At 48.0% G+C, this 22,448-nt stretch carries 24 protein-coding genes; 13 read left to right on the top strand and 11 right to left on the bottom strand.

Going from position 1 to position 22,448, the window contains the following annotated elements; all coding sequences use genetic code 11:
- Window positions 1-141: 141 nt before the first annotated feature.
- Window positions 142-468, bottom strand: coding sequence for an ArsR/SmtB family transcription factor (locus ADS79_RS31345; RefSeq protein WP_161807331.1), 327 nt, complete (start codon window positions 466-468; stop codon window positions 142-144).
- Window positions 469-563: 95 nt separating this feature from the next.
- On the opposite strand from ADS79_RS31345, the gene ADS79_RS31350 reads away from it, so the two are divergent.
- Window positions 564-1,001 carry a DMT family transporter gene (locus ADS79_RS31350; RefSeq protein ID WP_049742411.1) on the top strand — a complete coding sequence of 146 codons (438 nt, stop codon included), beginning with the start codon at window positions 564-566 and terminating at the stop codon, window positions 999-1,001.
- Between the two features lie 24 nt (window positions 1,002-1,025).
- Window positions 1,026-1,499, top strand: a complete 474-nt coding sequence (locus ADS79_RS31355) for a DMT family transporter (protein ID WP_049742412.1) — start codon at window positions 1,026-1,028, stop codon at window positions 1,497-1,499.
- A 26-nt stretch (window positions 1,500-1,525) separates the two neighbouring features.
- Here ADS79_RS31355 and ADS79_RS31360 read toward each other — a convergent pair whose 3' ends face one another.
- Window positions 1,526-2,452 (bottom strand): pseudouridine-5'-phosphate glycosidase, encoded by a 927-nt coding sequence (locus tag ADS79_RS31360; protein WP_049742413.1) that lies wholly within the window; start codon window positions 2,450-2,452, stop codon window positions 1,526-1,528.
- A gap of 3 nt (window positions 2,453-2,455) precedes the next feature.
- Complete coding sequence (locus ADS79_RS31365; RefSeq protein WP_049742414.1) at window positions 2,456-3,556, bottom strand: carbohydrate kinase; 1,101 nt, start codon at window positions 3,554-3,556, stop codon at window positions 2,456-2,458.
- 205 nt (window positions 3,557-3,761) lie between these two features.
- On the opposite strand from ADS79_RS31365, the gene ADS79_RS35410 reads away from it, so the two are divergent.
- From ADS79_RS35410 to ADS79_RS31395, 7 genes are all read left to right on the top strand, one after another.
- Window positions 3,762-3,923 (top strand): hypothetical protein, encoded by a 162-nt coding sequence (locus ADS79_RS35410; RefSeq protein WP_161807332.1) that lies wholly within the window; start codon window positions 3,762-3,764, stop codon window positions 3,921-3,923.
- 154 nt (window positions 3,924-4,077) lie between these two features.
- Window positions 4,078-4,524, top strand: a complete 447-nt coding sequence (locus ADS79_RS31370; protein ID WP_049742415.1) for a MarR family winged helix-turn-helix transcriptional regulator — start codon at window positions 4,078-4,080, stop codon at window positions 4,522-4,524.
- Between the two features lie 123 nt (window positions 4,525-4,647).
- Entirely contained in the window at window positions 4,648-5,274 is a 627-nt protein-coding gene (locus ADS79_RS31375; RefSeq protein ID WP_049742416.1) for an FMN-dependent NADH-azoreductase, read from the top strand.
- A 78-nt stretch (window positions 5,275-5,352) separates the two neighbouring features.
- Window positions 5,353-5,739, top strand: coding sequence for a DoxX family protein (locus ADS79_RS31380; RefSeq protein ID WP_049742417.1), 387 nt, complete (start codon window positions 5,353-5,355; stop codon window positions 5,737-5,739).
- 58 nt (window positions 5,740-5,797) lie between these two features.
- On the top strand, window positions 5,798-6,571 hold the full coding sequence (locus ADS79_RS31385; protein ID WP_049742418.1) for a pirin family protein: 774 nt from the start codon (window positions 5,798-5,800) through the stop codon (window positions 6,569-6,571).
- A gap of 161 nt (window positions 6,572-6,732) precedes the next feature.
- Window positions 6,733-8,064: a cytochrome ubiquinol oxidase subunit I gene (locus tag ADS79_RS31390; protein ID WP_049742440.1), complete on the top strand. Its 1,332-nt coding sequence runs from the start codon at window positions 6,733-6,735 to the stop codon at window positions 8,062-8,064.
- Between the two features lie 28 nt (window positions 8,065-8,092).
- Complete coding sequence (locus ADS79_RS31395) at window positions 8,093-9,121, top strand: cytochrome d ubiquinol oxidase subunit II (RefSeq protein WP_049742419.1); 1,029 nt, start codon at window positions 8,093-8,095, stop codon at window positions 9,119-9,121.
- An 80-nt stretch (window positions 9,122-9,201) separates the two neighbouring features.
- On the opposite strand, the gene ADS79_RS31400 is transcribed toward ADS79_RS31395, so the two are convergent.
- Window positions 9,202-9,642 carry an Lrp/AsnC family transcriptional regulator gene (locus ADS79_RS31400; RefSeq protein WP_049742420.1) on the bottom strand — a complete coding sequence of 147 codons (441 nt, stop codon included), beginning with the start codon at window positions 9,640-9,642 and terminating at the stop codon, window positions 9,202-9,204.
- Window positions 9,643-9,837: 195 nt separating this feature from the next.
- On the opposite strand from ADS79_RS31400, the gene ADS79_RS31405 reads away from it, so the two are divergent.
- On the top strand, window positions 9,838-11,016 hold the full coding sequence (locus tag ADS79_RS31405; protein ID WP_049742421.1) for an MFS transporter: 1,179 nt from the start codon (window positions 9,838-9,840) through the stop codon (window positions 11,014-11,016).
- Between the two features lie 55 nt (window positions 11,017-11,071).
- On the opposite strand, the gene ADS79_RS31410 is transcribed toward ADS79_RS31405, so the two are convergent.
- Together ADS79_RS31410 and ADS79_RS31415 are read right to left on the bottom strand one after the other, a co-directional pair.
- On the bottom strand, window positions 11,072-12,583 hold the full coding sequence (locus tag ADS79_RS31410; RefSeq protein ID WP_049742422.1) for an acetyl-CoA hydrolase/transferase family protein: 1,512 nt from the start codon (window positions 12,581-12,583) through the stop codon (window positions 11,072-11,074).
- 142 nt (window positions 12,584-12,725) lie between these two features.
- Window positions 12,726-13,397: a LytTR family DNA-binding domain-containing protein gene (locus tag ADS79_RS31415; protein WP_049742423.1), complete on the bottom strand. Its 672-nt coding sequence runs from the start codon at window positions 13,395-13,397 to the stop codon at window positions 12,726-12,728.
- A 166-nt stretch (window positions 13,398-13,563) separates the two neighbouring features.
- On the opposite strand from ADS79_RS31415, the gene ADS79_RS31420 reads away from it, so the two are divergent.
- The 3 genes from ADS79_RS31420 to ADS79_RS31430 all read left to right on the top strand — a co-directional run bounded on the left by ADS79_RS31420 (window position 13,564) and on the right by ADS79_RS31430 (window position 18,374).
- Entirely contained in the window at window positions 13,564-15,585 is a 2,022-nt protein-coding gene (locus ADS79_RS31420; protein ID WP_049742424.1) for a sigma-54 interaction domain-containing protein, read from the top strand.
- Window positions 15,586-15,766: 181 nt separating this feature from the next.
- The gene (locus ADS79_RS31425; protein ID WP_049742425.1) at window positions 15,767-17,188 is read left to right on the top strand and encodes a YfcC family protein; all 1,422 of its coding nucleotides are present in this window, start codon (window positions 15,767-15,769) and stop codon (window positions 17,186-17,188) included.
- A 43-nt stretch (window positions 17,189-17,231) separates the two neighbouring features.
- Window positions 17,232-18,374, top strand: coding sequence for a M20 peptidase aminoacylase family protein (locus ADS79_RS31430; protein ID WP_049742426.1), 1,143 nt, complete (start codon window positions 17,232-17,234; stop codon window positions 18,372-18,374).
- Window positions 18,375-18,476: 102 nt separating this feature from the next.
- Here ADS79_RS31430 and ADS79_RS31435 read toward each other — a convergent pair whose 3' ends face one another.
- The 5 genes from ADS79_RS31435 to ADS79_RS36360 all read right to left on the bottom strand — a co-directional run.
- Window positions 18,477-19,382 carry a hypothetical protein gene (locus ADS79_RS31435; RefSeq protein ID WP_049742427.1) on the bottom strand — a complete coding sequence of 302 codons (906 nt, stop codon included), beginning with the start codon at window positions 19,380-19,382 and terminating at the stop codon, window positions 18,477-18,479.
- A 275-nt stretch (window positions 19,383-19,657) separates the two neighbouring features.
- Window positions 19,658-19,945, bottom strand: a complete 288-nt coding sequence (locus ADS79_RS31440) for a HesB/YadR/YfhF family protein (RefSeq protein WP_049742428.1) — start codon at window positions 19,943-19,945, stop codon at window positions 19,658-19,660.
- Between the two features lie 144 nt (window positions 19,946-20,089).
- Window positions 20,090-21,382 (bottom strand): sensor histidine kinase, encoded by a 1,293-nt coding sequence (locus ADS79_RS31445; RefSeq protein ID WP_049742429.1) that lies wholly within the window; start codon window positions 21,380-21,382, stop codon window positions 20,090-20,092.
- Window positions 21,382-22,056 carry a response regulator transcription factor gene (locus tag ADS79_RS31450; RefSeq protein WP_049742430.1) on the bottom strand — a complete coding sequence of 225 codons (675 nt, stop codon included), beginning with the start codon at window positions 22,054-22,056 and terminating at the stop codon, window positions 21,382-21,384. Before ADS79_RS31450 ends, ADS79_RS31445 begins: the two co-directional genes overlap by 1 nt.
- A 209-nt stretch (window positions 22,057-22,265) precedes the next feature.
- On the bottom strand, window positions 22,266-22,448 hold a 183-nt coding region (locus ADS79_RS36360; protein WP_049742431.1), incomplete at its 5' end, for a hypothetical protein.

Raw genomic sequence — 22,448 nt, forward strand, 5'->3', positions numbered from 1 at the left:
TGGGGTATATTTTATCGTATTGTTCCCCTGCAGGTCAATTCTTATCACACCCTCATCATACAATACCCCCCAAGGGTATATCAAGTGGTTTTTTGCCCAAAAACAAAAAAATCTCTCCAGAAGCGGAGAGACAGGCCATTCCTACTCTGCGAACTCATCCAGCCACGCAGATAATTTCCCTAGAGGTTCTGTATTCAGCTCGTAAAATATTCGTTTTCCTTCGCGATGCTCCACGATTAACCCCGCCTGCTTCATTTCCTTTAAATGATAGGACAGCTTGGAATCAGATAAATCTTCCATTTTTCGAAGAATGTCTTTTGGGCACAACGCTTGCGGATTTTGTAAGGAGGCAGGAGACTGGCATTCTTCATCTCTTCCCTTTTTTAAAAGATGCATGATTTTCAGGCGAATCGGGTCACTCAGTGCTTTGATAACAGAAATGATCAACAGATCGTCATTTGTATTCATGCTTTTATTATAACGAGAGAGCATTGACATTTCAAATTATATTGAAATATAATCATTTCAACTTATTTTGAAATATAAAAGAAAGAGATGGTCACATGCCGTTTATCCTTCTTCTACTTGCTGGAATGATGATGCCGGTGCAATCTGCTGCCAACGTTCAGTTGCGCAGTGCCGTTGCCTCTCCTTATCTTGCTTTGGCAATAGCTTATTTTATCGGATTTGTTCTGCTGACCATCCTGTGCATCACACAAAAAAATACCCTCCCCACCCTATTCCATGCTGTAAAAACGAAGCCATCCTGGGCATGGTTTGGAGGGGCAATCGGCGTCATTACGGTTCTGGCAAATTTGGAGGCAGTTCCTGTTTTAGGCGCTGCTCTTACATTTGCTCTCATATTGACAGGACAAATGGTGATGTCTATCGTTATCGATCACTTTGGTTTCTTTCACATGCCCAAAAGAAAGGTAAGCGCTGCGCGTCTAATCGGAATTGCTTCCGTTCTCAGCGGTATTTTGCTCATTCGATTTTTTTAGCCGTGAAAAGGAGGCTCACTTCCCATGCTATTTATTGCTTTCGTCATTCTTGCTGGAGCTGCTTTACCCATCCAGGCAGCGGTTAACGTCCGTTTGCGCCAGCTTACCTCTTCCAACTATTCGGCGGCAATGATCTCGTTTCTCGTCGGCACGTTGACTCTGGTTTTGCTAACACTCTCTTCTGAACCAATCGAACCGTCAAATTGGCATCTTTTGACGTCTTATCCTTGGTGGATGTGGATTGGCGGTTTTATTGGCGTCATCATGATTTTAAGCACTACCTACTGCTTACCCAAGCTGGGCTCAGCCCTTACCTTTTCTCTCACCTTAATTGGTCAGATGCTCATGGCGGTGATCATTGATCATTTCGGTTTGCTTCACATGCCTGTTCACGAAGCTTTTTTGCCGAAAATAGCAGGGATTTTCCTGATTATTACTGGTGTCTTTTGCATCCAGTACAAAAAGAGTGCTGCCAGCAAACAAAAAGCCCTCGGTTGATTCCCGAGGGCTGTGTCTATCATTGATTACTTGCTTTCGTTTGCTTTTTGCTGATAAGCAACCGCTACCTTCGCAGCTACTTCCGCATTGTGCTTCACCAGTGCGATGTTGGTTTGCAAGCTTTTGCCTGCTGTCAGCTCTTTCACTTTTGCAAGCAGGAACGGTGTCACCTTTTTACCAGCGATGTTGTTCTCTTTTGCTTCAGTGAGAGCCTGCAGGATTACTGCTTCGATTTCTTTGTGATTCAGAGCGTCAGACTCAGGCACTGGGTTTGCGATGATCATACCGCCCTTGAGGCCCAGATCCCATTTGGTATTCATCAAAGCTCCCACTTCTTCAGGAGTATCCAGGCGGAAGTCTACACCATATCCGCTTTCGCGAGCGAAGAAGGATGGGAATTCAGCTGTACGGTAGCCTACTACCGGAACCCCTTGTGTTTCCAGGTATTCCAGGGTGCGGCCGATATCGAGGATGGATTTCGCGCCTGCACATACTACCGCTACGTTTGTTTGCGCCAGCTCAGTCAGGTCAGCAGATACGTCCCATGTGATCTCACCATCGCGGTGAACCCCGCCGATACCGCCAGTTGCAAACATGTGGATGCCTGCCAGCTCAGCAGCAATCATGGTAGCCGCTACTGTTGTCGCACCGATTTTACCGCTGGACAGGATATAAGGGAAGTCACGACGGCTTACTTTTTCTACCGATTGGTTGGTCGCAAACTCTTCCAGCTCAGCCTCAGTCAAACCGATTTTGATTTTACCGTTCATGATTCCGATTGTTGCTGGTACCGCTCCGTTGTCGCGAATGATTTGTTCTACTTCTTTTGCCATCTCAATGTTTTGCGGATATGGCATACCGTGCGAGATAATGGTTGTCTCCAGGGCAACAACCGGCAAATTGTTTTCCAGTGCATGGCGTACTTCTTCAGTAAAGGTCAAGTATTGTTTCATATCTTATCGCTCCTTTTCGTATTGTTCAACTGTCAGCTCCAGTTGATCTGCTTTGAGTAATGGGGATACCGATTGCTCCGTTTGCAGGGTCAGGGCAGAGGCTGCCAGTCCGAGGCGGCAAGCTCTCTCGAATGATTCTCCATTCACAATCCCGTACAACAGTCCGGAAACGAAAGCATCTCCTGCTCCCGTCACATCCACTACTTCAGTTGGATACGGGGTCAAATGCTCCGATACGTTTTCCGATTGATAATAAATTCCTAGCTCACCCATGGTAACGATGACGTGTTTGACGCCGCGTTCCCTGATTTTGGCGCAAGCCTCGGCACATTCCTCGATCGAGCCGATCGTCATGCCAGATAACAGCTCTGCCTCCTCGCGATTGGGCAATATTGCTTCTACTCCGTCCAAGCGCTGTGGCAGCTTTTTCGCTTTTGCAGAAGAGACCGGGTCAATGAAGAGAGCAATGCCTTCTTCTCGGCAACGCTCGATGATGTAAGCGAGACAATCTTCAGGTACATTCGTATCGAGGAAAATGGCGCTTGCGGCGGCTATATGTGACCATTTGTCCGCAAACATTTCCGGTGTAAGCGCATCGTAAATATCCATATTCGCCAGAGATACAACCATTTCTCCGTCGATATCCAAAAGCGCCGTGTAGGTGCCTGTCCGCTGGCTTGGCAATCGCCATACCTGACTAATGTCCACACCGTGCTTTCTCGTCTCCTGTACGATCCATTCGCCTTCCTTGTCCTCACCAATGCTGGTAAACAAGGAAGTATTGCATCCGAGTCGGCCCAGGTTTTCAGCGATGTTACGCGCCACCCCTCCGCACGACTCCATGATCGTTACCGGATTTGATGAGTGCAGACGCACCTGTTGCTTTCCTCGCGCTTTACGGTCCAGATTCGCTCCACCGATACAAGCGATCAGGCCTTCGTCGCGCAAAATATAGGCACGCCCTTTGATTTCGCCACGCTTTGTCAGCTGGGCAATATAGCCCGCAACAGCCGAACGGGAGATTCCGATCAGATCCGCCAGCTCTTGTTGGCTAATAAAAGGATTGTGCCGAATGTGATGCAAAATCTGCATTTCTTTGTCCACAGTCATCCTCCTTTCTTCGTTGTTGGCATTCACAGCTTTCGTTTACAAACAAAAGTTTATCACAAAAACATTTGTTTGTAAAGAAAAAAACCACTATCGAGGCCTTCTCATGGAAGAGCGACCGCGTTTTATCTGGTTTCCTATGGATGTTATCCAGTTCATTCGCAAACACTATCCATTGAAATAAAGCCCAAGGGGGATGAAGATGTCTGAAAAGCCTACTTCCATGAAGGAAAATAGACCGAAGGAATACTTCTATTTTGACCTGTCAGATGAAGGACATGAAAAACTTTTGCAAAAAGAACTTGCCGAAGCAAACGAGAATCCCCTGGGTCCTTTAAATGAAGTAACAAAAATTGAGTATTAGCGAGCACACCTCTCCACTCTTACTTCCTGATGGCCAACACCGCCTCAGGTTTTTCTTTTTTATCGAGTCCAATTTGACAAGTTCACGCACATCATGTACGATTATCTTAAATTAGAGATATTGAAATTTCCTTCGATCTGAAAGGAGGGCATACATGTCGGAGCAATCGGTTCGAAATGACTCCCTTGATCTTTTTGTCGTACTCTCACGTTCCTATAACTGGGTGATGGCACATTCTAACCGTAACATTCGCCAATACGGGCTGAACCCTACTGAGTTTGGCGTTCTCGAGGTCCTTTTCCATAAAGGGCCACAGCCCTTGCAGCAAATTGGCGAAAAGATCCTGATCTCCAGTGGAAACATCACTTATGTAGTGGACAAACTAGAGAAGAAGCAGCTGTTGATTCGCAAGCCCTGTTCTGCGGATCGCCGCGTCATCTATGCAGAGCTGACGGAAAAAGGAAATCAGTTTTTAACTACTATTTTCCCTTCTCACCAAGAAGTGATTGAAAGAGCAGTCAGTGGCCTGACACTTGAGGAGCAGAGGCAAGCGACTGAGCTGTTAAAAAAGCTGGGAAGAGCGGCGCAGGATAGCTTTTAGCTAAGAAGAAGTTGAGGGCTCAAAAAAAGGTATTGACAAAATACCTTGCAAATAATAATCTTAAAATCAAGATTTACATCTTTGAGGTTAGCAACTTACGATTCGAAAGGGGAATATTTTTTCATGAGTAACGTACTTTTTATTAAAGCAAATGATCGCCCAGTTGAACAGGCTACGAGTGTAAAGCTGTACGAAGCTTTCGTAAAATCCTATAAGGAAACTCATCCAAACGATACCGTTACTGAGTTGGACCTGTTCGCAGAAAACCTGCCATACTACGGCAACGATTTGATCACTGCTATGTTCAAAGCAGGTCGTGGCATGGACCTGACTGCTGAAGAACAAAAAGGTGCAGATTACGTTAACAAATATCTGAACCAATTTGCTGCAGCTGACAAAGTAGTGATCGCGTACCCAATGTGGAACTTCACTGTTCCTGCTGTTCTGCACACGTACATGGACTACCTGTCTCAAGCAGGCAAAACTTTCAAATACACTGCTGAAGGTCCAGTAGGTCTGATGGGCGACAAAAAAGTAGCTCTTCTGACTGCTCGTGGTGGCGTATACTCCGAAGGCCCAATGGCAGCAATCGAGCTGGCTAGCAAATACGTGAAAACAATCCTCGGCTTCTGGGGTATCAGCAACGTAAGTGAAGTGGTTGTAGAAGGTCACAATCAATTCGCAGACAAAGCAGAAGAAATCATTCATGCTGGTGTAGTAAAAGCAGCTCAACTGGCGGAAACTTTCTAAAGGCCCGCCAGCCTTTTTTTCAAGAAATATCTCAAATTTAAAATACTATAATTTAAAACATTTAAGGAGAGATGAAAAATGATGGATCTTGGTTTGCTTATCATTCGTTTGGTGATTGGACTTCTGTTCGTAGGTCATGGCGCACAAAAACTGTTTGGCTGGTTTGGTGGCTACGGATTAAAAGGAACGGGCGGCTGGTTAGATTCAATTGGAGTGAAACCGGGTGTGGCTATGGCACTCATCGCCGGGCTGGGTGAGCTGGTTGGTGGTTTGTTGTTCGCAACCGGTGTTGGTTTCTGGGCTGGAGCAATCCTGATTGCCGCAACGATGCTCGTCGCGATTGTCAAAGTACATGGTCAAAATGGTCTGTGGGCGACTCAAAACGGCTATGAATATAATCTGACCCTGATCGCTGTTGCTATCGGTGTAGCATTGATCGGCCCTGGCGCATACGTCCTGTTTTAATCAATAAGAGAAGCATTATCCCGTAAACGATGTGAAACCCCAAGGGAGGAATTGACCAATGGATATTCAAGTCTACACAACAGCAGAGCAAGCACAAGGACATTTTGGAAACGGAGAAATCGTAGAGTACAAACCCATTGGTTTTCCTCGCGAAGACTCCGTCGTCAAACGGGTAGGACCGCTGTTTTACTGGGCATGGGCTACATCTTTAAAAACCTTTGAAATCCCGCTGCACCCGCACTCCGGTTTTGAAATTCTTTCGTATGTACTGAGTGGAACAGTAGGTCACCGCGATACACTGGGCAATCTGCAAGAGGTAACCACTGGCGGTGTGCAAATTATGCAAACAGGCTCCGGGGCTCAGCACGCTGAAGAGCTTGGCAAAGATACAGAGATGTTCCAAATCTGGTTTGAACCGCATCTGGCAAAGAGTACAAAGCTCCCACCGACCTACAATCAGTACAATCATGATGACTTTCCTACTGACGAGGCAAACGGCGTCATTGTGAAAAAAATCATCGGCCCGAATGCTCCCATTCAACTGATTACCGATTCTTTGATGAACGATATCACGATCCCGGCAGGACAATCGTTTGAGGTTGATTTGTCAGCAGATTATGCACACTCGGTTGTTGTTGTATCAGGCACTGGTACGGTCACAGATGAAAAGGCCCCAGCAGCAAACCCGATTGCCATGAAAAAAAGTGATTTTGTCGTCGCAGCGGCCGAGAAAAACAGTACCGCTGTGTATCAGGCCTCCGCAGATGCTCCGCTGCGACTCGTACTGATTCAAATACCGACTGAAGTCGATTATCCGCTCTACCGTAAATAACCTTGCTACTTTGCAATCCTTCCTCTATCTTCTGCAAGACCGCTCCTTTTTGGGGGCGGTCTTTTTTGCATAAATCCCCTTTTCCTATGGGACATTATGGTAAGGAAATCGAAACAGTGAGGAACGATTCGGAAAGGAAGCGAACCGTGGAAGATATCGTAATGACCAGAGCCGCTTTTGGGACAACCATGGCTTTTCACATCATCTTTGCCACCCTTGGTGTAGGACTCCCATTGATGATCCTGCTCGCAGAAATTTTGTTTTGGCGAACCAAGGACCGCGATTACGAAACCATGGCCAAACGCTGGACAAAAGCGCAAGCCATCCTCCTGGGCGTAGCGATCCCCTCGGGCACAATCGCAGGCGTACAGCTTTCTCTTTTGTGGCCCGGCTTCATGGAGGTAGTAGGAAAGGTGATTTCGCTCCCCTTTCAAATCGAGATTTTTGCTTTTTTTCTCGAAGCCTTGTTCATGTCGATTTACGTTTACGCGGCGCATCGCCTCTCCCCTGCCATGCGCTTCCTTAGCGTATTTATGGTGCTGATTGGCGCAACAGCCTCAGCGATATTGATTACCAACGTTCATGCCTTTGAGGGCACCCCTACCGGATTTCGAATCACAAACGGAGAGATTGTCGACGTGAATCCGTGGGCTGCCTTTTTTAATCCGAGCTTTTTTGTGACAGCCGGTCATGTTACGGTATCTGCTTATATGACAGGCGCCTTTGCCATCGCAGGTGTGGCAGCGTGGAAAATGCTGCGCGTCGAAAAAGGGGGGCGCGTCTATACCTATCATCAAAAGGCATTGCTGGCAGGCCTGATCGTAGGAGGCACCTTCTCCCTTTTGACAGCGCTCAACGGGCATGAATCCGCACAGCTTTTGCACCGCTATCAGCCGGAAAAGCTGGCTGCCGCAGAAGGCCTGTTTGAGACGCAAGCGTACGCTCCCTTAGCGATCGGCGGTTTTACGGACCCGCAGACAAAAGAAGTTAAATATGCGGTGGAGATTCCGTGGGCACTCAGCTTTTTGGCTGCTAATCGGTTTGACGAGGTGGTGGTTGGTCTGGATGATTTCCCCCAGGAACTATGGCCCCCGCTCTACATCCATACGCTGTTCAACGGCATGGTTGGTATCGGCAGTCTGCTGATTGTCGTAGGGTTTTTGGGATTTGCCTGGAAAAAGCTGCTGCGCCGCTCCCAGTTCCCGCGCTGGGTGTTATGGGTGTTCGTCGCAAGCGGTCCGCTCGCCCTGCTCGGAATTGAGTTCGGATGGATTTTTGCCTGTACCGGCCGCCAGCCATGGGTGATTTATCGCGTCATGAAAACCGCGGATGCCGCTACTCATGCAGCAGGCGTCTCCCCTTTTTTCTGGATATTCCTCGCCATTTACCTGTTCCTCGGAATTGTCACGCTGCTCGTTTTTCGTAGTTATTTCGGTCGCCATCCACTGGAGCTTGAGCCTGGGACACACCCAACGGACCAGCCTGCCGAATAACGACTACAGACAATGACGGAGGACAGTGATGACTGATACGATTATTGCAATTACGCTGCTTTGGATTTTTGTTGTGATTTATTCTGTTGCCGCCTCATTTGATTTTGGCGCAGGCTTTTGGTCGATGATTTACTTGAATCGCGAAAAAACCAGAGCGACCTCCATCGCTAACCGCTACCTTTCCCCTTCATGGGAAGTAGTTAATGTGTTCATCGTTTTGATCGTGGTCGCTCTTGTTACCTTCTTTCCAGGTGCTACCTATACATTGGGAAGTGTTTTACTCATTCCTGGCAGCCTCGTGCTGTTATTGATGTTGATTCGCAGTGCCTTTATGGTTTTTAGCCATCTGATCCATCGATACGACAAGACCTTGAGTATCGTGTCGGGAATGACAGGCATTTTTGTGCCTGCCTTGTTGATTAGCGTCCTCCCGGTGACCCAAGGGGGCTTCATTCGCTCAACCGATGGTGTAGAAAACCTGGACTGGGGCTTGTTTTTCACCAGTCCGCACGTCTATGCCTACATCTGTCTGGCCGTTAGCAGCACGCTGTTTCTCTCTTCCCTTCTCTTGGCAGACTACTCCTTTATCGCCGGAGAAAAGCAGGCATTTTCCGTGTATCGCCGAGATGCTACTCTACTGGGGCCAATTACTCTTTTGATGGCCATTTTGACCGTGCTAACGATGCAGGTGGAAGCGGAGTGGCTCTACAGCAGAATCATGGCCGATTTACCGTGGCTGCTCGCCTCTGTCGGCTGCTTTTTCGTCGGTTACATCGCACTGCTGCTTCCCCAGAATCGGCGATATGGGCTTCATCTGCCACGGATAGCCGTAATTGCGGTGACGGTGCAATACCTGGTCGCCAGCTACGTATACGGTGCTGCAAGATTGCCGTATATCGTTTATCCTCATGTAACGATTGAATCCAGCTTTACACATCCAGATACGTTTCATGCACTGTTCATTTGCTATCTGGTCGGCTTCGCTATCTTGATTCCCGGCTTCATTTACTTCTGGCGTCTGTTTATGAAAGACGAGCAATACGTCAGGCAAAAATAGTATAGGTGTATTTCATTCCTGAACAGAAATGAGGCTGCGTCCAGTATCGGCGCAGCCTTGTTTGTAATGGATGCCGTTATTTAGATGATCTTTTCTTCGCCCATCATCATTTTTTGCTCGAATGGCGCAGTCAACACAATCAATGTATACGAATTGCCGAAGTCCCCTGTACGCTCTGAAAACTGGACCAGCTCCTCCGTAGATCTCGTGACTACCTTGAGCATGTAATTGTACTCTCCGCTTATCCGATACATATCCGTTACTTCTGGAGCTTGCTTGCAAAAATCAATAAACGCTGAGCACTGCTTCGTTCGAAACATGACAAAGGCAGTTGTCGTCTTACCAAGCTTCGCCTGCGATATGGAGGCACGATATCCCGTAATGACTCCCTGCTCCTCCAGTCTGCGAACCCGCTCCTTCACCGCGGGCTGCGTCATCCCGATAATTCTGCCCATTTCAGCGAGGGGAATCCGGGAATTTTCGTGCAGCAGACCAATAATTTGATAATCAATTTGATCCATCTTCAGTCCCCTTTCGATTTCATAAGTAAAAACACAAAAATATCTTGCTTCTATAAACAATCGACCCATAAACAACTTTATTCATGTATGTAAATTATAAAAATTGTTTCGTAAAATGTCACTACGCTACTTTTTGGTGCATCCGCGCGCAGGTCTAACCGAAAACGACTTCCTCACGAGGAGTGATAAAAAACCTTGTCTACCACCATTCTGATTTTATTATTAGCAATCGGCGAATTTATGATCGGTACATCTGAATCCATCGTCACAGGCATTATCGGTATGGTCGCAGAAGATACAGGGGTATCCGTCTCTCTCGCCGGTCAGCTGGTCTCCGGCTTTTCATTGGCCTTTGCCTTTGGATCCCCTCTTTTAATCGCATTCACGGCAAAAATGGAACGCAAAAAGCTGCTGCTTTTCGCCTTGCTATTATTTATCGCAGGAAATTTTCTAGCCTTCCTGAGTCCCGGCTTTTCCACGCTGATGGTTTCACGCATTTTGCTAGGGTTAATTGGCGGAGTATATACCGTCGTAGCTTTAGCACAGGCAGCAAACATGGCTCCCCCTGAGAAAAAAGGAAGAGCCATCGCCGTGATTCTCATGGGCTTCAGCGTTTCTTTGGTACTCGGTGTCCCCGCTGGCACCTTGCTTGGAGACGCTTGGGGCTGGCGACCGATTTTTGCCATCATTGCAGCAGCGACCGTCATTCCGTTCGTTGCGATCTGGCTGTTCATGCCCAAGCAACAAGCGCAAAAATCAGTGCCGCTGCGCACACAGCTCAGCATTCTCAAAAATCGTCGCGTTCTTTTGGCCCTGTGCATCTCCTTTTTCTTCGTCACAGGCTACTCGACCGCTTATACGTATATCACTCCCCTGCTACAGACGGCAACCGGAATGACAACCGCCTGGGTCAGCACGACCCTGCTTCTGGCAGGCGTGGCAAGTGTGGCAGGTTCACGTATCGGGGGAATGTCCACAGATAAATGGGGAGTAAAGCCAACCCTGTATGTATGCTTGCTGGCTCAGGCGGTGATGCTGTTCATCCTGCCCCTTTCCGCACAATGGTTCGTGGGTGCCATTATCAGCATCATGATTTGGATCGGTGCCGTCCAATCTACCGTGCCTGCCCAGCAGTATTATCTCATCACACTGTCTCCTCATTCGTCCGAGATCGCCCTCAGCATCAACACCTCGATCTTTCAATTAGGCTTGGCAATAGGTGCGGGATTAGGCGGACTCATCGTCGAGCACTCAACAGTCCTTAATTTGGGCTGGGTAAGCGGTGTTCTCGTGCTCATAGGACTTTGCTTTGCTTGGATGACATTTTCTCAAAAGGAAAAATCCGTACCGCTACAAGCTTGCAGTAATGATTGAAAAGGAAAAACCCGTCAAGGCAACGTCCTGCCTGACGGGTTTTTGCTCTTTCTTATTACACGAGAGCCGGCGCTTGCTCCAGCATCGTTCCTTCCTGCGCATAACGCACATGCCAGGAAAAAGCCTTTTCCAGTACATGTGGAGTATGTCCACCACGTGTGAGTGCTTCCTCGTAATAGGCACGCAGCTGGTCGCGATACAGCGGATGCGCACAGTTGTCGATGATTTTCAATGCTCGTTCGCGCGGAGCCAGTCCACGCAGATCAGCCAGTCCCTGCTCGGTTACGATGATATCCACATCATGCTCTGTATGATCCACATGGGAAGCAAACGGTACGATGCTGGATACTTTTCCACCCTTGGCAATCGACTTGGTGACGAAGATACCCAAGCGTGAATTGCGAGCAAAATCACCCGAGCCTCCGATTCCATTCATCATTTTCGTTCCGGAAACATTGGTGGAATTCACGTTGCCATAAATATCGGCTTCAATCGCGGTATTAATCGAGATCAAGCCCATGCGACGAATCAGCTCCGGATGGTTGGTAATCTCCTGCGGACGAAGCATCAGCTTGTCGCGGTAGGAAGAAAAGTTGTCCATCACCTGCTTCATCTTGTCTGCAGTAAGCGTGATCGAACAGCCCGACGCAAAAGAAATTTTACCCGCATCCAGCAAGTCGAACACAGCATCCTGCAGTACCTCGGAGAAAACGGTCAGATCGGTAAATTCTGATTCCAAAAATCCGTTGAATACAGCATTGGCTACCGAGCCGATCCCGGATTGCAGAGGAGCGAGGCTATTTGTCAAACGCCCCTGCTTCACTTCCTGGCGCAAAAACTCGATCAGGTGAGCTGCGATTTGTGCCGTTTCCTCATCTGGCTCCACAATGGTCGATGGAGAATCCAGTTGATTAGTTACCACGATGCCTCTGATTTTTTCTACGTCTACCGGAATCCCGACAGTTCCAATTCGTTGATCCACAGTCGTGAGCGGAATCGGTCCACGCTCCCCTTGTCTTGCTGGCGTGTAAATATCGTGAACGCCTTCCAGCTCCGGCGATTGCGCCAGATTCAATTCGATAATGACATGCTTGGCATACTCGACGAAAATATTTGAATTCCCCACAGAAGTCGAGGGAATAATCATTCCATCCTCTGTGATTGCAACCGCTTCCACAATCGCGTAATCGATCGGTGCCATGAAACCTTCGCGAATGAGCTCTGCTGTATGGGACAAATGCTGATCCACAAACATGAGGCTGCCATCGTTAATTTTTTTGCGCATCACCGGATCTGCCTGGAAAGGAAGACGTTTCATGATGATACCCGCTTCTGCCATCACGGCATCCACATCTGATCCAAGTGAAGCACCTGTATATACATTCACCCCAAAAGGCTTGTGCTCTTTTTTGGCTAACTCCGCTAATGCGAGTGTAACGACTTTGGCATCACCAGCACGCGTGAAGCCACTTAACCCGATCGTCATGCCATCCTCGATCCAACCTGCCGCTACCTCAGCTGTCACGATTTTATCTGCCATTCGTTTATCGCGTAAGCGCTCCCACATCATTGTGACCCCCCTGCCCATTCTTTGTTGTCCCTTACACTATCACATGGATTCTGAGCGGGCACTCGATTTGCGGTAAAGCAGAATATTTATGCGATAAAGTAGCATTTTTGACAGCGAATCATTCTCATTATCTAACTCATTAAAAGCCGAGCAATTGCCGAAATGAGCTGGAGTAGGTTTGGCTGACAGGCACACGGGTTTTCTGTTTATCCTTCATCTCCAGCATGAATGTCGAGTGAAAATGTGGGTGAATAAAGCTAATGGATTCCATATTGACGAAATAAGAGCGATGACAACGCACAAACCGCTCGATAGGAAGCAAGTAATCCAGCTCGGCCATGCTGTACTTATTGGCGAACGTCCCGTTTGCTGTATGCAAAAGCGTTTTTCCATCGTTCGAGCTAATGTACACAATCTCACTTAGCGGAATCGGCAGCCAGCCATCCTCCCCTTTTCCGATCAGAAACGAAAGGCGTGGCGCTGAACTTACGTGCGGCATCGGTTGTACAGGATAAATCGCGGTAATACAGCCCATTACCTGTCCATGGCGGACGAGTGGCAAGGACAATCCGTAATAGGGCACACCAAATACGCGACTCTCGACTTGATGACCCACTTTTCCGAGTTCATTCAACGCTCTGTGTGTAGCAGAACCAATCGGCACCTGATCACCCGGAGCAATTTTCAAATCTACGGTAGAGCTTGGTTGATAGTAGAGATATTTTGAGCCATCTGAGATGGCAACGGATACTCCTTCAGGAACCACTTCCCCAATCATTTGCAACACTTCTGGAACCAATGTGTCTTCCATGAAGACTCCCCCTGCTCCTTTTTCTCTCTTTTCTTCTATTAAACCATAGATAGGTACCCTCTGATCAATCCTTGTCTTTCCATCCATATACAAGGGAAATGACCCGTCGAGGCTTGTCGGTTGTGCTATCATGTAAGCAACTGTTTCTAGCAAAGGGCGGTGCCTCATGAACAACACCATCGTGGTGATAGCGAATGCAACAGACACACTCGATTTTTTGCTAAAAGAGCTGCGAGCTTATTTGGAGCCGTATTGTCGTGTTATCGGTTATGCCAGCTATGAGCATATTCCTGACCTGCGGGGCGCGGCACACGTCTTTATCACCTCTAAATCACCACTGCTCTATACCATCGCACGTCAGGCAACCGCAGGCGAGGTTCCGATTACGGTATTGAACCGTTTTTTTGAGCTGCGCAAAATTAAAGCTTTGATGCAAATCCCTCTGGGAACAACTGTATCGGTGATGAACAATTCGCCAGTCAGTGCCCAAGAGGTCATCGACAATCTTTTGGAAGCCAATATTGATCACTTGAACTACATTCCTTTTCATCCAGGTTGTACGTTTGATGATACAACCAAGTACGCCATCATCATGAGCGTCCCTGATGTACCGTTGCCTCCAGACGTTGAGGTCATTGATCTCGGATTTCGTAAAATCAGCATTCACGATTTGATCGATACGGGACGTAAAGTAGGCGTGCCCATCGAATGGGAGCGCGAATACTTGTCCAAGTTCATCGTAGAAATGTCGGAGCTCGCCAAAATGCTTGGCACCTCCTACGCCGAGGTCCAAAAGCTGAACAGCCAGCTTCAGTCTACCTTTCAGGCAGTCAAAGACCCCGTTATTGCCTGCAATGAGGATGGGCTGATTACCTTCATTAATGATGTCGCGATTGAGCTGTTTTGTCCGCAGGAGACTTCCGTGATTGGACGCCCGTACACGGTGCTCAAGGAGCATGACCTGCTGCTCCCCTTTTTCGAGCATGAAGGGCTAGAGGATACACTCGTTACCATCGACCATCGCCAATTTATTGTGAGCAGCCAGAGCATTCGCAGAAGCTACGAGCATCTGGGCTTTGTCTGCACCCTTAAAGACGTCACGGAAATACAGCGCTTGCGTACTCAGCTCACCTTGCGAGGTCACACAGCTACCTATACCTTCTCCAACATCATCGGGGAAAGCGAGCGGTTGATGCATGCCATTGAGCTGAGCAAGAAAATGGCGAAAAACAACCAAACGATCCTGCTTCTCGGCGAAAACGGAACAGGGAAAGAGCTGTTTGCCCACGCTATCCATCAGCACTCCCTGCGAAAAAACGGCCCGTTTGTCGCGATCAACTGCGCCTCTCTGCCCGAAAACCTGCTGGAAAGCGAGCTGTTCGGATATGAGGACGGGGCCTTTACCGGCGCACGAAAAGGCGGTAAGCCAGGAGTGTTTGAGCAAGCGGACGGCGGAACGATTTTCCTCGATGAGGTCGGAGATATATCGCCATCGATTCAAGTAAAGCTGCTGCGTGTGCTACAGGAAAAGCAAGTCATTCGTGTGGGTGGAACCGGAGTCCTCTCTGTCGATTGCCGCGTCGTTGCTGCGACCAACCGAGATCTGGAGGACGCTGTCTCGCAAGGGCAATTTCGCGAGGACCTGTTTTATCGCCTGGCTGTTCTGCCGATTGAAATTCCGTCTTTGCGCGAACGAATCAGCGATCTCCCCTTGCTCATAAAAGACCATCTCGATAAGCAGGGCATACGCAAAACATGGGCACCCGAAGTAATGGAGCTTTTGCTTAGCCATGACTGGCGGGGAAACATCCGTGAGCTGAAAAATGTCGTTGATTATGCCATCACGGTTTCGGAGCAGCCTGTGCTCACCATCCACGATTTGCCCAAGCGGCTCATTGATCGCGTTTCTCGTAAATCTGTGCACGAAGCGCCCATCGAGATCGCGGATGATCGTGACCTGGATATTCTCACCTGTCTGTATCAATACTACACAGCAAACAAACCCGTCGGGCGCTATCAGCTCGCTCATTCACCGGCTCTAAAAGCTACAGGCTGGACAGAAAGTGCGCTGCGCAACAAGCTGAAGCATTTGGAACAGCAAAGACTGGTGCAATCCGGTACAACTCGCCAGGGAACCTCGATTACAAGAGAAGGAATAGAGGTGTTGAGGCAGCACGGGCGGATATGAAGGCACAAAAAAACGAATATTAGGCTGTATTAGGTTGAATAAAACCTAATAAACATTCCTAAAGAGTACATGGGCGTATCCGCTTACATCTGCAATCCCAAGAAAAACGCCTTTTTTCGATGCATTTCGACAGTTGGCACGCCCCTTGCTTATATATTCCGAAAAAAAGCGAGGTGACCTCATGGCTACACAACATTCATCTGAGCAGACAACACCTGCTAAGAAACGTTTTTCTGTGCCACATACTTATGCCATTCTCTTTATCATCATCATTTTGGCAGCGTTAGCATCCTATGTTTTGCCGACGGGAGAGTTTGAACGTGTCAAAGACGCAGCTTCCGGTAAAACGATCGTAGTAAATGGTAGTTATCATGAAGTAGAAAGCAGCCCTGTCGGATTCTTTGATATTTTCAAAGCGATTCCTGACGGGATGCAAAAAGGCTCACAGATCATCTTTTACATTTTTATCGTTAGTGGTGTTTTTGGCATCATCCGTCAAACCGGAGCAATCGAGGCCGGGATTAACAAAGGGGTACGACATCTAGAGGGCAGGGAAAAGCTATTGATCCCGGCTTCCATGTTCCTCTTCTCTATCGGTGGCTTTACGATGGGGATGGCGGAAGAAAGTATCATTTTCGTGCCAATCGGGATTGCCTTGGCACGCGCTATGGGCTTCGATGCCGTAACCGGTACCGCGATGATCACCATGGGGGCAGCGAGCGGCTTTATGGGAGGGATGCTCAATCCGTTTACGGTGGGTGTCGCCCAGTCTCTTGCTCAATTGCCGTTATTCTCTGGCCTCGCCTTCCGTACGGTTGTCTATGTATTCGTTCTCGGTTTCGCGATCTGGTATGTGATGCGTTATGCCTACCGCGTAAAAGCTGATCCAACCAAGAGCGTAATTTACGCCATCGAAAAACAAACGAGTACTGAAAATGTTGCGGTAGATATCCCGGATCTGAATGCTCGTCACAAGCTTGTCTTTTTGGTTATGGTTTGTGGACTCGCGATGAACGTCTACGGTGTATTCAAATACGAATGGTTCCTGACTGAACTGACCGCTTCATTCTTGATCATGGGTCTGGTTGCAGGAATCGTTGGCGGTCTCTCTATCAACAGCCTGTTTGATTCCTTCGTCGCTGGCGCAAAAGCAGTTACGTTTGGTGCACTGATCGTTGGTTTTGCCCGTGCGATTACTGTAGTTTTGGAAGACGGAAAAATCATTGATACGATGATTAACGGCTTGACTTCCGCTATTGGGCATCTGCCTGACGCAGTAAACGTCATCGCCATGTTCCTGATTCAAGCAGTACTCAATCTCTTTATTTCGTCTGGTAGCGGACAAGCTGCTACAACTATGCCGATTATGGTGCCTATTTCTGACCTCTTGGGTATCCAGCGTCAAATCGCTGTACTTGCGTTCCAATACGGAGATGCCGTAACCAACTCCATCATCCCTACGTCTTCTGCACTGATGGGATATTTGGCTGTAGCAGGCATTCCGTACGAGAAATGGGTTAAATTTATTTGGAAAATGCTCGTGGGATGGGCAGTCATCGCCTGCGTCGCTCTGATCGTTGCCGTCATCATCGGCGTTTCCTAAATTACAGAAGCATTCTTATCGGTAAACAAGATTTGGAGGAACCATGCGCACAACTATCGAACAATTGCAGCCCACTATATTTTCACTGTACGAATACTTGCACCAGCATCCAGAAATAAGCTGGCAAGAGGTGCAAACGACCGCGTATGTGGCCGAGCTTTTGGAGAAATACAACTGCCGTGTCACAACGTTTGAGGATGTACCTGGGGTTGTTGCTGAATGGGGAAATGACACTCCAGGCTCGTTGACAGTCGGAGTCCGCGCCGACATGGATGCATTATGGCAGGAAGTAAACGGCGTTTTTCAAGCGAATCATTCCTGTGGACATGACGCCCACATGACGATGGTTCTCGGCGTTCTCATGGCTCTCCAAGCGCAAAACATTGAGCTGCCCGGCCGACTGAAGCTCATCTTCCAGCCTGCGGAGGAAAGCGGGAATGGTGCTTTGACCATGGTGAACAAAAAAGTCGTGGACGATGTAGACTTTTTGTACGGTGTTCATCTTCGTCCCATTCAGGAAATCCCTAACGGAACAGCTGCCTCTGCCATTTTGCATGGTGCGGCTGGTACGATTTCCGGTCAAATCAAGGGAGACGATGCACATGGGGCGCGTCCTCATCTCGGCGTAAATGCCATTGAGGTCGTGTCTACCATCGTCGAGCAGCTCAAAGGAATTCATCTGGATCCACTCGTCCCTTATTCCGTTAAAATGACACAGATGAGTGCCGGTGGGAAAAACTCCAACATTATTCCAGGCTCGGCGCAGTTCCTGCTCGATCTGCGTGCGCAAACCAATGAGATTATGCACGCTCTTTTTGCCAAGGTAGAGCACATTCTGAAGCAAGTATCGCAGCTCTATGGAGTCAATTTGACTTATGATATTACAGAGCGTGTGTATGCTGCAGAGGTGAATGAAGAGGCAAGGCTGATCATGGCGGAGGCGATTACCAATACATTGGGTGCTGACAAGCTCGAGCCTCCCATTCCTACACCTGGTGCAGAAGATTTTCATTACTACACCAAGGAGCGCCCGCAATTACGGGCAACGATGCTGGGACTTGGCTGTGATCTCGCTCCGGGTCTTCATCATCCACAGATGACTTTTGAAAAATCGGCATTGCTCGACGGAATTGAAATTTTGACGAGAGCGGTACTTACTACTTTCGAGCGTCACAGTACTAGGTAGGCTTCCCTTTACGACTCTACACCTGTCATTTCTGAACGATTGATTCCGTAAAAAAGAGGAGAGTCTATATTGGCCTCCTCTTTCTTTTGCTTGCTCCCTGACTTAATCCATAATGGTCAACAGCTTGCACAAATTCCGCTCTGCTGCTGCCCTTTTTTCAACCGGCAAACGTTTGAGCAAATCAAGTGCCGCATAAGGAAGCTTCAACGCATGAGGATCACTGTACGTTTTCTCCCAAAATACCGGGGAAAAAATTTGTTCAAAGGCTGGTTCCCTGACTTCATCCTCACGCACAAAATCAGGCATCTGGCGATCCAGATACAGCTGCACATGATGATTGCGCATACCACTCTCCACTAGCTCTCCATATCCAAATCGCTCCAAGTCGGATAACGCCTGTGCATGGGTGACGCTATGCACGACCTCGCCTGCAAAATGATAACGCTGCCCATCAATGACGCGCCCAGGTATGACCGTGTGCAGCTCGTCAAATGTCCGCGCAGCCATTTCAACAGTCGTCTGATAGGGCTCAATTCCCTGCACATCTGCATCGGTGATTTCAAAATAGTTGGCAATTCCCCAATAACGAGTTTGTCTGTCCTCGGTTGTAGCTTTTAGGAGCTTGACTAATCCTTCTACGATACTCGGTCTGATCAAATCAGGTCGCTCTCGCAGCGCCTTTAGTGCCAGCACACCCAATGCCAAGCCATGACCAGAGGTCCGAAGCTGCGCTACGTTGTCTGCAAGACCCGCAATCACTCGCTCCAAAAGGGAAGTATCAGCCGCCTCCTCTTGATCAAGGGGGAAAAACCACACCGGTTGTTGGGCGCGATACGCTTCACAGGTCCGTTCGATTCCAGCTTTGACATGCTCAGGTAAATCATGCTCACGGTTCATGTAATAGCCCGCAAGCAGTGCCGCACCATAATGTCCTCCGAACCATCCAGCCGCAGCAGCTCGTGTCATGGCCACCACACCAAGCTCTAAATACGAATCCAATAAGCGCATTGCCCATCCTCCTTTTTCCATTTGCTTATTATTATCATATAATAAACTTTTTAGTTTGTTAAGTATAAAATTAAACAAAAACAAACCTTTGTCGAGGCTTGCCCAAGGAGGAGCGACTGGGTTTTAGCGGAAAGCTTCACCGAAGGAATGCCGGGGTGCGGACGCTGAGGTACCTTGTTATGCGCTCCAGAAATTATAAGCTTCTTGCTTTTAACTGCTTATGCGTAAAAAAACTCCGATTTGCTTCGGAGTTTTTCGTTCTTGCATTCTATTTTTTAATCCAGCTTAAAAACGACTTCATCTGTGGCAGGCAGGTAATCTACCAACAGTCCTTTTCCATTCATGTACCACAGCTCGTCCTGCTCCATATAAAACGTAATTCCGTCCTCTACTGTGGAGAGCCCTGCTTCATTGGGCTGTTCTTTTGCGATACCCATGGAAAATGAATCTTGTACGGTGCTGGCCCCTCCGTAACGGACAAAAAAGCGGATGCTGTCACCCTCCTGACATCCCCACTCCTCCCGAAACCAAGCGAGAGCTGCTGAAGTTACTGTAAGTTTCATCAGAGCGACACTCCTTTCTCTCTACATTTGTAGTTTACATCACTTTCTAAATATGTAAAGTAAAAAAGTATAATATTCCTGGTGCAATGGTAGAAAAAATAACCGATCTCCTTTTGTCGGAAATCGGTTACCTTTTATTCATTCTTATTGCTTCATCGGAAGTGTAACCAAAAAGCTGGTTCCTATACCTTCCTCGCTGCTTACCTGGATTTTCCCATGGTGGGCATCAACAATCCACTTGGCAATGGACAGTCCCAAGCCCGTTCCTTCTGCTGATCGGGAGCGCATCTTGTCCACACGATAAAAACGGTCAAATAGATAAGGAGTATCCTCCTTTGGAATTCCAATACCGGTATCCCTCACGAGCACTACGACGCGCTGTCCCTCACGTTTGCAGGAAACATAGATACTGCCATATTCATTGGTGTACTTCAGCGCATTATCCAATAAAATCACGAGTAGCTGATGTAATCGTTCTTCATCCCCCTCCATTTCCAGGGGCTGCTCAATCTCGGTCTCCAGATTGACTTGTTTCACGATAGCGAGCTGCGTAAATACTTGGGTACATTTTTGCACAATCTCGTCCAGCCTGAGCTTTTGGGGCATGATTTGCAGCTCATTCGAATCACTTCGGGCCAAAGTCAATAAATCGGAAACCAGCTTGCTCAATCGCCGCGCTTCCTGTATCCCGACCATGATCTTTTCGCTTTCCTGCTCGATCGTCCTGTCAGGAAAACGGAATAAGCGTTCCAAATTGACGAGAATCGCAGCCAGAGGAGTTCGCAGCTCATGCGAGGCATCAGCAATGAATTGCTGCTGCTTTTCCCATGAAACCTGAATCGGCACAAGCGCCCTTCTCGCGAGGAAAAGGCCCACAACCATCGCAATAACGATACTGACTGCCCCGCCGATTATGACTACATACAACAGGCTGCTCAGCATGTTTTGCTCTTGCTCCAAATTGTAGATCAATTGAAATTGAGAGGATACTTGCGGCCTGTTTCCCACGATGACCCTTTTGGGAATAGTAATCGTCTGTACGCGATAGACTTGACCGTTTACAGAAAGCGTCTCGATCCCATCAGACTGCCCCTTATGACGAAATCCGGGGAAATCCTCGGGCTCCAGTCGCTCTCCGAAAGCCGTGCCCATTACCTCCCCTGATCCATCCCAAACAAGCAGGACATATCTGCGTTCCAGCTCCCCGAATTTTTTTCGCTCCTGACGATTGTAGGGAAAAGCATCCTCGTCTACTCGTTGAAGGCGCGGCAGCGGATCTACGATGAGCCGTTGCGTGACTTTTTCCAGCTCGCGATCCACCTGCGAGTACAAGCGATATTTCATCGTATAGTAGACAGCACTCCCTAAAATATTCAATAGCAGGAAGACTACGATGACATTCAGGGCCACCAGGCGAATTCGGGTTTTTTGAAACATTACCGCTCATCCTTTTTCAAAATATAACCCACGTTGCGAATCGTCCGGATGTAGCTTTCGTATGGCCCCAGTTTTTTGCGCAAATAGTGCACATACAGGTCTACCACACCGTAATTGGCATCTGAATCAATGCCCCACACCCGATCAAATATTTGCTGTCGCGTCAGGATTTGCTCACGATTTTGCAAGAAGTACTTTAACAGCTCGTACTCTTTAGTCGTCAGCTTCATTGGCTCATCGTCAATAAAACCATCGTATTCATTTACTTTCAGAGCGATGGGTCCGTACGTCATTTCCCCTTCAGCTGCTGTCTTTCCATGACGTCGCATGAGCGCCCGTGCCCGCGCCGTCAATTCTTCTGTGGCAAAGGGCTTTACCAAATAATCATCCGCGCCAGCATCCAAGCCCTCTACTCTAGCCTGCACACTATCTTTTGCTGTCAAAAATAGCACAGGTGTCATGATGCCCTTGGCACGCAGTGTTTTAACAAGCGTCAGGCCATCCATCCCTGGCATCATAATATCAAGCACCAACAGATCATAAATTCCCCGCTGCGCCAGCAAAAGTCCATCATCGCCTCGATCAGCTGTATCTACTTGATAGCCCTCGTCAGTCAGCACTCCAGAAATCGCCTGAAGCAGGGCTTGTTCATCCTCGACTGCAAGAATTAGCATTTAGATCCCTCTTTCATTTGACAAAGCTACCTGTCGTTTCTATAATTTTTTCTCTATACTCACCATTTGCTTTTTAAAAGCGGCAAGTACAGATGGATTGTCCTTGTCACGAAAACTTTCTGTCATTCAGCATAGCATAAACAAGTGGAATAACAATGGAAGAAAGCCAAGTGGAAAAAAGTAGATAGACATAGCTGCCGATTCTCTCATTAGAACATTATTTTTTTGGATTTAGATTTGAGCACCATGAAGAAAACAACAAAATTCACAGAAAAAAAAGCTGCATTCGCCATTACTTTTTCAAGTAATCGTGAATACAGCTTTTCGTCTCGTTCCTTCAAAACTGAATCTGCATGATTGCTAAGAGTGTGGATAAGTCCTCGACCGATTAG

The organism is Brevibacillus reuszeri (genome assembly GCF_001187725.1).
Taxonomy (GTDB): Bacteria; Bacillota; Bacilli; order Brevibacillales; family Brevibacillaceae; genus Brevibacillus; species Brevibacillus reuszeri.

Bases quoted from the DNA above. Each gene is read 5' to 3' on its own strand.
- ADS79_RS31425 (WP_049742425.1), top strand. From the start codon at position 15,767: ATGGCTACACAACATTCATCTGAGCAGACAACACCTGCTAAGAAACGT.
- ADS79_RS31430 (WP_049742426.1), top strand. From the start codon at position 17,232: ATGCGCACAACTATCGAACAATTGCAGCCCACTATATTTTCACTGTAC.
- ADS79_RS31385 (WP_049742418.1), top strand. From the start codon at position 5,798: ATGGATATTCAAGTCTACACAACAGCAGAGCAAGCACAAGGACATTTT.
- ADS79_RS31345 (WP_161807331.1), bottom strand. From the start codon at position 468: ATGAATACAAATGACGATCTGTTGATCATTTCTGTTATCAAAGCACTG.
- ADS79_RS31450 (WP_049742430.1), bottom strand. From the start codon at position 22,056: ATGCTAATTCTTGCAGTCGAGGATGAACAAGCCCTGCTTCAGGCGATT.
- ADS79_RS31440 (WP_049742428.1), bottom strand. From the start codon at position 19,945: ATGAAACTTACAGTAACTTCAGCAGCTCTCGCTTGGTTTCGGGAGGAG.
- ADS79_RS31355 (WP_049742412.1), top strand. From the start codon at position 1,026: ATGCTATTTATTGCTTTCGTCATTCTTGCTGGAGCTGCTTTACCCATC.
- ADS79_RS31400 (WP_049742420.1), bottom strand. From the start codon at position 9,642: ATGGATCAAATTGATTATCAAATTATTGGTCTGCTGCACGAAAATTCC.
- ADS79_RS31370 (WP_049742415.1), top strand. From the start codon at position 4,078: ATGTCGGAGCAATCGGTTCGAAATGACTCCCTTGATCTTTTTGTCGTA.
- ADS79_RS31415 (WP_049742423.1), bottom strand. From the start codon at position 13,397: ATGGAAGACACATTGGTTCCAGAAGTGTTGCAAATGATTGGGGAAGTG.
- ADS79_RS31360 (WP_049742413.1), bottom strand. From the start codon at position 2,452: ATGAAACAATACTTGACCTTTACTGAAGAAGTACGCCATGCACTGGAA.
- ADS79_RS31395 (WP_049742419.1), top strand. From the start codon at position 8,093: ATGACTGATACGATTATTGCAATTACGCTGCTTTGGATTTTTGTTGTG.
- ADS79_RS31420 (WP_049742424.1), top strand. From the start codon at position 13,564: ATGAACAACACCATCGTGGTGATAGCGAATGCAACAGACACACTCGAT.
- ADS79_RS31410 (WP_049742422.1), bottom strand. From the start codon at position 12,583: ATGTGGGAGCGCTTACGCGATAAACGAATGGCAGATAAAATCGTGACA.
- ADS79_RS31350 (WP_049742411.1), top strand. From the start codon at position 564: ATGCCGTTTATCCTTCTTCTACTTGCTGGAATGATGATGCCGGTGCAA.
- ADS79_RS31445 (WP_049742429.1), bottom strand. From the start codon at position 21,382: ATGTTTCAAAAAACCCGAATTCGCCTGGTGGCCCTGAATGTCATCGTA.
- ADS79_RS31390 (WP_049742440.1), top strand. From the start codon at position 6,733: ATGACCAGAGCCGCTTTTGGGACAACCATGGCTTTTCACATCATCTTT.
- ADS79_RS35410 (WP_161807332.1), top strand. From the start codon at position 3,762: ATGTCTGAAAAGCCTACTTCCATGAAGGAAAATAGACCGAAGGAATAC.
- ADS79_RS31435 (WP_049742427.1), bottom strand. From the start codon at position 19,382: ATGCGCTTATTGGATTCGTATTTAGAGCTTGGTGTGGTGGCCATGACA.
- ADS79_RS31375 (WP_049742416.1), top strand. From the start codon at position 4,648: ATGAGTAACGTACTTTTTATTAAAGCAAATGATCGCCCAGTTGAACAG.
- ADS79_RS31380 (WP_049742417.1), top strand. From the start codon at position 5,353: ATGATGGATCTTGGTTTGCTTATCATTCGTTTGGTGATTGGACTTCTG.